This window comes from Pseudomonas benzopyrenica, assembly GCF_036884265.1.
GTDB classification, from domain to species: domain Bacteria; phylum Pseudomonadota; class Gammaproteobacteria; order Pseudomonadales; family Pseudomonadaceae; genus Chryseomonas; species Chryseomonas benzopyrenica.
In genome coordinates this window covers 4113492-4125731 of record NZ_CP145723.1, presented here as the reverse complement: position 1 = coordinate 4125731, position 12240 = coordinate 4113492, and the positions used below count along the sequence as shown (strand labels likewise).

The window sequence follows — 12240 nt, the reverse complement described above, 5'->3', positions numbered from 1 at the left end:
AGATATAATCGATTAATTTCTGAGCAATCCCTACCCATGCAGCTGTTTCGCGGTCTCCATCATCTCGACGCCTTTCCCAAGGGCTGCGTTGCCACCATCGGCAACTTCGACGGGGTTCACCTGGGGCACCAGGCCATCCTCGCGCGGCTGCGTGAACGGGCGGCGGAGCTCGGGGTGCCCAGTTGCGTGGTGATCTTCGAACCGCAGCCCCGCGAATTCTTCCTGCCTGACATCGCGCCGGTGCGCTTGACCCGCCTGCGCGAGAAGCTGGAATGCTTCGCGCGCCTGGGCGTCGACAACGTGCTCTGCCTGAATTTCAATCGGCGGCTGCGCGAGTTGTCCGCCGAGGCCTTCGTCCAGCAGGTGCTGGTGGACGGCCTGGGGGTGAAGCATCTGGAGATCGGTGACGACTTCCGTTTCGGCTGCGACCGTGCCGGCGACTTCACCTACCTGAATCTGGCCGCTCGCGACCACGGTTTCACCCTGGAAGCCGCCACCACCGTCGAGCTGGATGGCCTGCGGGTAAGCAGTACCCTGATCCGCCAGGCCCTGGCCGATGGCGATCTGGCCCTGGCCGCGCGCATGTTGGGACGACCCTACAGCCTTTCGGGGCGGGTGTTGCATGGCCAGAAGCTGGCGCGTCAGCTGGGTTGGCCCACCGCCAACGTCCAGCTCAAGCGGCGCCGGCCGCCGCTGCGCGGCGTCTATCTGGTCAGCAGCCTGATCGATGGGCGGGTGGTGCCAGGCGTGGCCAACATCGGCCAGCGGCCGACGGTGCAGGGCGATGGTCGTCCGCACCTGGAGATCCATCTGCTGGACTTTGCCGGCGACCTCTATGGCCGCCACCTCAGCGTGACCTTCGTGCAGAAGGTCCGCGACGAACAGAAATTCGCCTCTCTGGAGGCCCTCAAGGCGGCGATCGAAGCGGACGTCGCCACGGCCCGCGCCTACTGGCAGGGGCAACCGTCAACGAGCCTGGACTGACATGACCGATTACAAAGCGACGCTCAATCTGCCGGAAACGGCATTCCCGATGAAAGCCGGCCTGCCGCAGCGCGAGCCGGAAGCGCTCAAGCGCTGGCAGGACATCGACCTGTACGGGAAGCTGCGCGCCATCGGCAAGGGCCGGCCGACCTTCATCCTGCATGACGGTCCGCCCTATGCCAACGGCAGCATCCATATCGGTCATGCGCTGAACAAGATCCTCAAGGACATCATCACCCGTTCCAAGACCCTGGCCGGCTTCGATGCCCCCTATGTGCCAGGCTGGGACTGCCATGGCCTGCCCATCGAGCACAAGGTGGAGACCACCTTCGGCAAGAATCAGCCGGCGGACCTGACCCGCGAGCGCTGCCGCGCCTATGCCAGCGAGCAGATCGAAGAGCAGAAGGCCGGCTTCGTCCGCCTGGGCGTACTGGGTGACTGGAGCAATCCCTACCTGACCATGAACTTCGCCAACGAGGCCGGCGAGATCCGTGCTCTGGGCGAGCTGGTCAAGAAGGGCTTCGTCTTCAAGGGCCTCAAGCCGGTCAACTTCTGCTTCGACTGCGGCTCGGCCCTGGCCGAGGCCGAGGTGGAGTACCAGGACAAGCGTTCCGACGCCATCGACGTGGCCTTCCCGGTCGCCGATGCCGACAAGCTGGCGGCCGCCTTCGGCCTCGGCGCGCTGGCCAAGCCCACCGCCATCGTCATCTGGACCACCACCCCCTGGACCATCCCGGCCAACCAGGCGCTCAACGTGCATCCCGAATTCACCTATGCGCTGGTGGATGTCGGCGACCGCCTGCTGCTGCTGGCCGAAGAGCTGGTGGAAAGCTGCCTGGCGCGCTACGGCCTGCAGGGCGAGGTGATCGCCACTGCCCCGGGTACCGCCCTGGAACTGATCAACTTCCGCCACCCGCTGTACGAGCGGCTGTCGCCCATCTACCTGGCCGAGTACGTCGAGCTGGGCGCCGGGACCGGTGTGGTGCACTGTTCGCCCGCCTATGGCGAGGACGACTTCCGCATCTGCAAGCAATACGGCCTGAGCAACGACGACATCCTCAATCCGGTGCAGAGCAATGGCGTCTACGCCGAGTCGCTGCCGCTGTTTGGTGGCCAGTTCATCTGGAAGGCCAATCCGGCCATCGTCGCCACGCTGCAAGAGGCGGGCGCGCTGCTCAAGCACGAAGCGATCAATCACAGCTACATGCACTGCTGGCGCCACAAGACTCCGCTGATCTATCGCGCCACCGCCCAGTGGTTCGTTGGCATGGACAAGCGGCCCAACGAAGGCGCCACCCTGCGCGAGCGCTCCCTGGCGGCCATCGAGCAGACCCAGTTCGTCCCGGCCTGGGGCCAGGCGCGGCTGCACGGCATGATCGCCGGACGTCCCGACTGGTGCATCTCGCGCCAGCGCAACTGGGGTGTGCCGATTCCCTTCTTCACCCACAAGGAAAGCGGCGAGCTGCATCCGCGCACCGTCGAGCTGATGGAAGAGGTCGCCCAGCGCGTCGACCGCGAGGGCATCGAAGCCTGGTTCAAGCTCGATCCCGCCGAACTGCTCGGCGAAGATGCCGGCCAGTACGACAAGAGTCGCGACACCCTCGACGTCTGGTTCGATTCCGGCACCACCCACTGGCACGTGCTGCGCGGCTCCCATGCCGAACTGGCGCACCCGCAGGGGCCGGTGGCCGATCTCTACCTGGAGGGCTCCGACCAGCACCGTGGCTGGTTCCACTCCTCGCTGCTGACCGGCTGCGCCATCGACGGCCATGCCCCCTACAAGGAACTGCTGACCCACGGCTTCACCGTGGACGAGCAGGGTCGCAAGCAGTCCAAGTCGCTGGGTAACGTGGTCGCCCCGCAAAAGGTCATCGACAGCCTGGGCGCCGACATCCTGCGTCTCTGGGTCGCCTCCACCGACTACACCGGCGAGATGGCGGTCTCCGACCAGATCCTGCAGCGCAGCGCCGACTCCTATCGCCGCATCCGCAACACCGCGCGCTTCCTGCTCTCCAACCTGTCCGGCTTCGATCCGGCGGTCAATCGGGTCGCCCCCGAGGACATGATCGATCTGGACCGCTGGGCCGTGGATCGCGCCCTGTTGCTGCAACGGGAAATCGAGCAGGCCTATGCCGAGTACCGTTTCCTCAACGTCTACCAGAAGGTGCACAACTTCTGCGTGCAGGAGCTGGGTGGCTTCTACCTGGACATCATCAAGGACCGTCAGTACACCACCGGCCCCGACAGCCTGCCGCGGCGTTCCTGCCAGACCGCGCTGTACCTGATCGCCGAGGCCCTGGTGCGCTGGATCGCGCCCATCCTGTCCTTTACCGCCGACGAGATCTGGCAGTACCTGCCGGGCGAGCGGGAAGAGTCGGTGATGCTGACCACCTGGTACGACGGCCTCTTCGCCCTGCCCGAGGGCGCGACCCTGGATCGCGCCTACTGGGATCAGGTCATGGCGGTCAAGGCCGCGGTCAACAAGGAACTGGAAAACCAGCGTGCGGCCAAGACCCTCGGCGGCAGCCTGCAGGCGGAGATCACCCTCTATGCCGACAGCGCCCTGCAGACCGTCTTGGAAGCCCTGGGCAACGAACTCAGATTCGTGCTGATCTCGTCCCAGGCCGCTGTCCAGCCGCTGGAAAAGGCTCCGGAAGGCGCCGTGGCCAGCGAACTGAGTGGACTCAAGCTGATGGTGCGAAAGTCCGAGGCCCCCAAGTGCGCCCGTTGCTGGCATCACAGCCACAGCGTCGGCCAGGATGCCGCACACCCAGAGATCTGCGAGCGTTGCGTGACCAATGTCTATGGCGCGGGCGAGGTACGCGAGCATGCGTGATGCGCAGCGTTTCGGTGCCTTGCCCTGGTTGGCCTTGAGCGCGGTGGTGATCCTGCTGGATCAGCTGAGCAAGGCCTATTTCCAGAACAACCTGTCGCTCTACCAGCAGGTACCGGTCATCACCGACCTGTTCAGCTGGACCCTGGCCTACAACACCGGTGCAGCCTTCAGCTTCCTGGCCGACCATTCCGGCTGGCAGCGCTGGTTCTTTGCCGGCATCGCGCTGGTAGTGAGCGTGGTGCTGGTGGTCTGGCTCAAGCGCCTGCGCAACGATACCTGGACCGCGATCGCCTTGGCCCTGATCCTCGGCGGTGCCCTGGGCAATCTCTATGATCGTATGGTGCTAGGCCACGTCATCGACTTTGTTCTGGTCCATTGGCGCCAAGAGTGGTTCTTCCCGGCCTTCAACCTGGCCGACAGTGCCATCTGTGTAGGCGCCGTGATGCTGGCCCTGGATATGTTCCGCAAGAAAACACCCGAGGAAGCCCATGGCTGAAATCACCATCGGCCCGGATACCCGGGTCACCCTGCATTTCGCCATCAAGCTGCAGAACGGCGATGTGGTGGACAGCACCTTCGACAAGGCGCCGGCCACCTTCACCGTCGGCGACGGCAACCTGCTGCCCGGCTTCGAACAGTCCCTGTTCGGGCTCGAGGCCGGCACCAAGACCAGCCTGACCATTCCGCCGGAGCGTGGCTTCGGCCAGCCCAACGACGGCAATCTGCAGACCATGGCCCGTAACGACTTCAGCGACATGGAGCTGTCGCCCGGCCTGCTGATCATCTTCAGCGACGCCGCCGGCGGCGAGATGCCTGGCGTGGTCAAGAGCTACGACGACGACCAGGTGATCATCGACTTCAACCACCCGCTGGCCGGCCGTGTACTGACCTTCGACGTGGAAATTCTGGCCATCGAGCCTGCCGTCTCCCATTGATCCAACGCCGCCCGTGAAGCGGGCAGAGGAGCCTATGCAGATCAAGCTCGCCAATCCCCGCGGCTTCTGCGCCGGCGTGGACCGCGCCATCGACATCGTCGACCGGGCGCTGGACGTTTTCGGTCCGCCCATCTATGTGCGTCACGAAGTGGTGCATAACAAGTTCGTGGTCGACAACCTGCGCGCCCGCGGCGCCGTCTTCGTCGAAGACGTGGCCGACGTGCCGGACGATGTCATCCTCATCTTCAGTGCCCACGGCGTCTCCCAGGCCGTGCGCCGCGAGGCCGCCGCGCGTGGCCTCAAGGTCTTCGACGCCACCTGTCCGTTGGTGACCAAGGTGCACATGGAAGTCGCACGTTACAGCCGCGATGGCCAGGAGTGCATCCTCATCGGCCACGCTGGGCACCCGGAAGTGGAGGGCACCATGGGCCAGTACGATGATCGCGCCGGTGGCGCCATCTACCTGGTGGAAGACGAGGACGACGTGGAAAAGCTCGAGGTGCGCAACCCCGAAGCCCTGTTCTACGTCTCCCAGACCACCCTGTCGATGGACGACACCCGCAAGGTGATCGATGCCCTGCGCGCCAAGTTTCCCCGCATCAACGGCCCGCGCAAGAACGACATCTGCTACGCCACCACCAACCGCCAGGACGCGGTGAAGACCCTGGCGCTGGAAAGCGACGTGGTACTGGTGGTGGGCAGCCCCACCAGCTCCAACTCCAACCGCCTGCGCGAACTCGCCGAACGCCTGGGCACCCCGGCCTATCTCATCGATGGCGCCGAGGATATGCAGCAAAGCTGGTTCGAAGGCGTGCAACGCATCGGCGTCACCGCCGGTGCTTCGGCCCCCGAAGTCCTGGTACGCGGCGTCATCGACCAGCTGCAGAGCTGGGGCGCCACTGGCGAGGTCGAGCTGGAAGGCGAGCCGGAGAACATTACCTTCACCCTGCCGCGGGAGCTCAGGGTAAAGGCAGTGTGACGCGATAAGAAAGGCCGCTGCCCTTACGGAGGCAGCGGCCTTTTTGCATCAGGGCGTAGGAGGGGGAAGCAATCGCCAGGATTGGCGACCACTGGAGGTAGGTCCGCCGTGGACGCCTAGAGGGGTAGCTCCGTTTGAGCCGAGCATTTGGTCTCCGGCCAGCGTGTTGTCTCCTACGGTTCCTTCTATCCCAGACACCACAAGGTTTCCAACTACGCTGTCACCGACGTCTATCCGGCCATCGTTATTAAGATCGAAGACGTTATAGCGGGTGCGACCTCCTGTTTTGCCATCGATACCATAGAGCGTGCTATCGATGCCGGCCGAGCAGGGATCGGCGTTGGGGGTAATGCTGGTGAAGAGCAGGGTGTCACCCAGGGTCTTCAGGGGGAAAATCACTCGTTCTCCCGTATTGGTACTCGTCCCTACGGGTTTGAGATCGACGTACCAGCCCCAGCGATCAACCTGTGAATCAGCATCAGCATCGGCATCGGCACCTGCATCACTCGTCACATCCTTATACCAATTCATCGCGTTCGCGGAGAACGTACGGACGTTGCGGGTGACGGTACCGCTGGAGTAAGTGGCTGACGTTATCGTCTGCTCTTGCAGCGATGCGCGGTTGTGCGCATTGACCATGTCGGCATTGGTCTCCTGGCTCAGGGTCCAGCGATCCCAGATGCCATACACGGTCTGGATGTCGAAGGGCGAGAGCTTGTCGTTGACACTGAGATAGCGTCCCGTTGCGAAGGTCACCAGGTAGCCTTTGAGGGTGGGGTGCTGAATCAGTACGGGCGCTGCAGTGATCGCCTGGGGGTGACCGGTATCCTGATCACTGGTCCTGGCTCGATAGAGCGGATGGCCGCCAAAGGCCACCGCGAAGGAGTCGGCCTGACTGGTACCATCCGAGTCGCGGTTGAAGGGGGCGGAGGTGTTTTGGCTCGTCAGATCGAAACGCCAAAGGTTACCGAGTAGATCCCCTGCATAGGCGGCGTCGGCGACGACATCGCCGTTGTAGTCAGCCACTTGGACCGCCGAAAGGCCATTGCTGCCTGTTGTCGGGCTCGTAGCTTCGATTGCCTTGATGAGGGTGCCGTCGCTGATTTTCACGGCGTAGAGGATGGCCTTGTCGCTATCGGCGTTGTCGCTGTAGTAGCCGTTACCGAAGACGGCGGCCCAGTCACCCGTGTGCAGGCGGGTGATGGTGGGCGGGCCGAAATTGTAGCCAAGGTTGCTCCTGTGGGTAGTGGCATCCTCCGTCGCGCTGCTATCGGAGGTAAATTCCCACAACAGTTTGATAGCGTCCGGATCGGTTATATCCAACGCGAAGAGCCCGCGCCCGCCGCCACCCAAGGTGCCGACCAGGACGGTGTGCCATTTGTTATCGAAATAGACATCTGCCGTCGCCAGCCGCCCATCGACGTAGTATTGATGGGAGGTCGTGGTGCCGTAGTCCCTGGCCGTCAGACGGTTCAACTTGGGAATGACCGGTGTCGGTACGAAGGCGAACTTTTCCTCCAGGGTTGCGGCATCGAAGGCATGCAGCATGCCATCGTTCGCGCCGACATAGATCTGCGGACGCCGTGACGCCTTGGCGCTCTGGAACAAGGCATAGGAACCAGCGCTGCCATCCACGGGGTCGACTCGGTAAGCTAGATAGTTGGGCGCCCCTACCTGCACTGGCGAAGAGTTGACGATATCGCCCAGCAGCGAGTTGCGCGTGCGGAAGTTGTTCGTGCAATTGGTCGATGTACAGGCACCTCGCAGGAAACTGACCCGGTCCGCGCCAAGTCCGTCTGTATTGCCGGATGAATTCTGGTTCATCAGCGCTTGCAGGTCTTGGCCGCCGAAGGTGCGTCCCCTTAGGTTGTCATAGGTGAAATCCTGCAGGCCGTCGGGCCCCCCCGCCATCTTGACGATGCGGCCGCTAGTGGGGATGCTGGCGTTCACGACCGTGGGCACTGCTGTGCCATTGGTATAGGTTTCCTTGATCAGCTTGCCGGTCCAGTCATCGGCATTGAAGGTGGTTCGGTATACGGTACGGCCTGTCTCGGAGCCCTGTTCGTTGCGATTGGTGTCTACGGTGACCCGGGTGATCGAGCTGTTCCGTTGAATAACGTTGCTGAACGCCTTGTTCAACTGATCCTTGAGGGTAAGTGCATTGGTCACCAGCAGGTAGTTGTCCGGAACGTCGTCGCCGTTGCTGTCCCAGTTGTTGTCCGGGGTGCCGTACTTGGCGGCGTACCAGAGCGGATCCTTGAGTACCCCGGCGCCGACACCGGTGGCGTTGAAGGTACGCGTTGCAGTTGGGGGTAACCCTCGGCATTCGTCGTTGGATAGCTTGTTGATGCACCAACCGGCGGGTCTGCCAGGGGGAGTATTGAGGCGATAGGCCGTCTGGCCATCGCAGACTTCGCGCTGGCCATTGTTGACCGTTCCGTCTCGAAGATCGCAGACTTCGAGATAGAGACCGTCGTGGTCGGTGCCCGATATGGTGTAGCCCATGTGTTGCTTGTTGCTGCCCGCGGCATATTCGGAATTCAGGTTTACCCTGAGTTTGAGTTTGTTGTCGTCTTGTGGGTCAGGAACCACCGCCAGCGTATAAAGCACGATGGCGTCCATGTCGAAGTCGGCACCCTCTTCACTATCTTCCCAGTTGATGCGGAACTCGGCGTAGGGGCGGCCCTCGTTCACGCTGCTGTCGGTATTGTCCACTGTGGTATTGGCCAGCTTCTGTACATAGAAATCGGCGATCTGGTTGGTAGGCTGGTACCGATTGTTGTCTGGGTCCTCTACTACCGATTTGGCGAAGGGCACCAGGGTTATCTTGTTCTGGCCGACCGGGAATTCGATCTTGGGAAAGGGGGAAGCTAAGGCTACGGCATAGGTGATCATCTGCTTGTTGCCGCCACCAAAGTAATGCCTGGCGGCGAAGCGGGCGATGCCTGCGGAATAATAGGTGCCCTGCTTGCCCGGCTCTTCGGGCGCGAGGCCGCGAATTCGCGACAGTGTGGGTAGGGTCTTTGGCGTAGGTGCGCTATCTGCGTTGATAGGTGCCCCGTCTGCTTTGGTCTCGCCAATGAAGACCGTTGTGCCATTCAGCCCTTCGGCCGCGCCTATGGCGTCGGTCTCCGTTGCGACGTTCAGGTCTTTGAGGGGGGCAGGATCGTCGCTGCTGCTGATGAAGTTTGCCCATTGGCTACCAGGCAGCTTCCAGTCGTAGTTGGGATAGATGTCGCTCAGCACGGTCATGGCAGGAACCGAGCAGCTGGGATAGCCGGTTCCACCATTACCACGGGAATAGGGCGCGATCCAAGCCGGATGGGCGAGACCCAGTTGGTTGTCGGGCACTCCCGTGTCCGTAGATGAATAGTCGAAGGCGGCGGTGGGCCCTGAGGCGCCGGCAAAATAGCGTAAGGTTTCGTACATCATCTCCGCCGTAGGTGTGCCCCACATGTAACAGGGGTCTCCGGCGAGATCGCTGGTCGGGTTACGGCCGAAACCACAGTTGTACATATAGTTGCCGTAGTTGAAATCTACGGTACGGAAACGGTTGATGGTATCCACGATCCCTTGAACGTTGCCCTGGGCACCGCCACAGTTACCATCGAGGCAAAATTGGCCGGTATTGGCATTGAGTTCCCTGGCGAAACTTTGGATGTTGGATCTCAGTACGCCGCCATAGAAGTGATTCTTGTAAGAGCCACTTAGGAGACCAAAATACATCTTGTTGGTCTCCCCGTAGTCATGAAGGATTCCAGTTGGCTTGTAGTTGCCATTGGGATAGCGCTTGCAATTGCTCTCGCGCAGGCTTGTATTGTTCGTCGAGTCGACGTCGTTGGGGCAGACCTCTACCTGGATGTTGTAATCGGTGCGGCTCGCAGCCTGTACCCTGTCCGGGGGCTGCCAGTACAAACCCCAGGCGTCGCCGCCTTCGCCCTCTTCCTGGCGAAAAAGGATGTTGTACTCTACTCCCGCTTGCAGGTAGAAGGAGCCAGAATGGTTATTGCTACCCGCATCCAGGGCACCATGACCACCGTACCAGCTAGCCGTCGGGAGGCTGTTGTTGGCGATCTTGACGTCAACGGCATCATCGCCATCGACCGCGAATCTGTAGGTCCCTGTTGTTTCTACTCTTAAATTTCCCCTGATCTCGGTGAGGTAACGATCGTTACCGCAGATTAGGCCGCCTTGCGTTCGTGCACCATTGAAAGGGTTGTTGTTGGCCCCAAAGCTGTAGATGCCATTGCTGATGTCCTGGCTTCCGCAGAGGCGGCGGTTTGTGGCCTCGGTTCTGAATAGTCTATCCATCGCAGCGGTGCTGTCAGGATGGTTGCTGTCGGACTTTGCCCACGTCTTTATATTCAGACTGGTGAAGTTGCTGGGCGGGACCAGTGCCCAGCCGTCTTTCGGACCTGAATCCAGACAATTTCTGCGTGCTCCTTTGGCATTCAAGCAATCGTCACGGCCGACGGGACGTTCGATCGATACCCAGTTCCAGATCCGAAGGTTGACGTTGGTCAAGACCCGTAACTGCGGAACGCCGTTGTCACTCAGGGAGGTGACCGCGAGCAGATGCCGATAACCGGGCAAGGGGGCTTGCAAGGGGGCGAAGCGGCTGATGTCATAGCCGTCCACTGAGATACTGGTGTATTCCTTGCCCCAGGTGTGAGCATCCTCGGGTATATAGGCGCCCTGCAATACCGTGACGCCGCTGTCGTCTGTGCTTCGATAGCCTCCATAGAGCACCTTGCGCAACGCATCCATGCGCGAGGTGGCCAGATAGTTCAGGAAGTCGCCACTCCACTGGTTCGAGCACTCCTTGCCCGTGTTGCCCGTGCCTGCGGTTGTGGGGACGAATCTGCCGTTGGTGTAGCTGTAGCAGAGCTTGGAGTTGAAGTAACCGTAGTAATCGATACCCCCAGAATCCTTGACCTTGTAACCCTTGTAGCCAATGTCCAGAACGCCATCGCCGTTCAGGTCCGAAGCGTCGTTATAGGCTTCGTAATAGAGTTTGTGGTCGCGCCCCATTACCAGCATATTCAACGGGGGCACTGAGTCCGTGACGAACAGGGGCGTTTGGGCTATATCGTCGACTGCCTTGGCTACCAGGGGTAACGCCATGGTCCCGATCAGTAATCCTGCCAGGTAGTGTTTCATGGTCGGTCCCTCGAATAGCTAAATTAATATTGCCGGGCTATTACTGCCCTGAGGCAGACGACGTCTATTGCGCAAGGTTTGGCTGCGGTCGAGTCGTCGCGGGCGTGGTAGGCCTGGGAGTTTACTTCGTAATAAGAGACGCAACCTTTTCCGGTCACGGTGTTGTTCGGATCGGTGCAGCTACCGTTGCTGCCCTGGGGAACGGCGCGCAGGTACCAATGGACGGTTCTATCCAGGGTGGTCGTATTCCCGGAGTCTCCATAACTGAGAGACTTGTTTACGAAGTCCGTGTCATAGCCTGCTGAGCTAATGGGCACTATGCCTTGGATGCATGGTTTCTGCGTGAGCGATTCGGGGCAGGTGTCGGGCGGCTCATTCTTGGCCAGCCGACGTTCCGCGTCGCGTAGCCCCGCCTCGGCTGCGGCGACGAGATGTTTTTCTTCGAGCAGGTTCCCGGTGATACGTGCCTGCAGGGTACTTTCCTGAATGCTGGAAACGGCCAGCAGAGTGATGAGAATCAACATGACCAGCGCGATCAACAGCGAGGCGCCTCGTTGCGAATGAGCGTTCATGGCATCAGATTTCTCAGCGTGAGGGTGCTGCTGGCGACTTGATAGATACGGCCATCGTTCGTAGTAAAGGTCGAGCCGTAGCGTTCATTCCAATCGGCGACGATGGCGTTGGTACCCGTGCCGAGATTCTTCTTACTGGCCAGCAGGAGTCGGTAACGTACGGCACCGATTTGTTTGCTCGCAGCGGGCGTGCTGTCATAGGTGGAAACCGTGCGTGGCTGATCGTCGAAACCGAAATCGAAACGAAGATCCGCCACGCCATCGATAAGGGCGCCACTGCTGCTCGCGGTGGTGCAGGTGAGAGAGGCTAGGTCCTCGCCGTCATTGGCAACCAGGCTATAGCGCTCGATGAATTCGCCAGGACTCTCGGTATAAGGTGTGTTCAGGCCTGACGTGCTTGCTGGGCCATTCCCAAGACAATCCCGCTCCAAGGTATCTCTTGGCTTATAGCGGATACATAACGACTGATCGGTGGGTGCATAGATGGTTTGCCCAGCGGCGAAGTTGCAAGATGCAGTAGTATAGTTTTTGGCCGGAAATTCAGCGGTGCTATCCACGAAAGGGCGTCGTTTGAAGCCGGCCTTGGCGAGTTGTTGCTCAAACATCATCAGCGAATAGCGCGCATTTTCCTGGTTGTTGGTTTGACCTTGATGGAAGAGATAATTTTGCTTGTTGTTGATATAGAGCTGAGTGACGCCTAATATCAGGAAGCTGCTGATGAGCAAGGCGATCATCAGTTCTATCAGCGAAAGGCCACGTTGATGAGAGTTCATC

8 protein-coding genes are annotated in these 12240 nt (G+C 60.8%); 5 read left to right on the top strand and 3 right to left on the bottom strand.

All coding sequences use genetic code 11. The annotated features are described in order from the left end of the window. Positions 1-36 precede the first annotated feature (36 nt). The 5 genes from ribF to ispH are packed head-to-tail and all read left to right on the top strand — an operon-like array spanning position 37 to position 5734. The gene (ribF, locus tag V6W80_RS19585; RefSeq protein ID WP_017640853.1) at positions 37-984 is read left to right on the top strand and encodes a bifunctional riboflavin kinase/FAD synthetase; all 948 of its coding nucleotides are present in this window, start codon (positions 37-39) and stop codon (positions 982-984) included. A gap of 1 nt (position 985) precedes the next feature. Then, positions 986-3820, top strand: a complete 2835-nt coding sequence (gene ileS, locus V6W80_RS19580; protein WP_338545154.1) for an isoleucine--tRNA ligase — start codon at positions 986-988, stop codon at positions 3818-3820. After that, entirely contained in the window at positions 3813-4316 is a 504-nt protein-coding gene (gene lspA / locus V6W80_RS19575) for a signal peptidase II (RefSeq protein WP_338545153.1), read from the top strand. The genes ileS and lspA overlap by 8 nt, the downstream gene beginning before the upstream one ends. After that, the gene (gene fkpB, locus V6W80_RS19570) at positions 4309-4755 is read left to right on the top strand and encodes an FKBP-type peptidyl-prolyl cis-trans isomerase (protein WP_338545152.1); all 447 of its coding nucleotides are present in this window, start codon (positions 4309-4311) and stop codon (positions 4753-4755) included. The genes lspA and fkpB overlap by 8 nt, the downstream gene beginning before the upstream one ends. 34 nt (positions 4756-4789) lie before the next feature. After that, positions 4790-5734, top strand: a complete 945-nt coding sequence (gene ispH / locus V6W80_RS19565; RefSeq protein WP_338545151.1) for a 4-hydroxy-3-methylbut-2-enyl diphosphate reductase — start codon at positions 4790-4792, stop codon at positions 5732-5734. Positions 5735-5782: 48 nt separating this feature from the next. On the opposite strand, the gene V6W80_RS19560 is transcribed toward ispH, so the two are convergent. Genes V6W80_RS19560 through V6W80_RS19550 form a run of 3 tightly spaced genes read right to left on the bottom strand, consistent with a single transcriptional unit; the run spans position 5783 to position 12239 of the window. Continuing rightward, a complete protein-coding gene (locus tag V6W80_RS19560) occupies positions 5783-10894 on the bottom strand; it encodes a PilC/PilY family type IV pilus protein (protein WP_338545150.1) in 5112 nt (1703 codons plus the stop codon). Positions 10895-10917: 23 nt separating this feature from the next. Next, positions 10918-11466, bottom strand: coding sequence for a pilus assembly PilX family protein (locus V6W80_RS19555; protein ID WP_338545149.1), 549 nt, complete (start codon positions 11464-11466; stop codon positions 10918-10920). After that, positions 11463-12239, bottom strand: coding sequence for a PilW family protein (locus V6W80_RS19550; protein WP_338545148.1), 777 nt, complete (start codon positions 12237-12239; stop codon positions 11463-11465). The genes V6W80_RS19555 and V6W80_RS19550 overlap by 4 nt, the downstream gene beginning before the upstream one ends. Between the last annotated feature and the right edge of the window lies 1 nt (position 12240).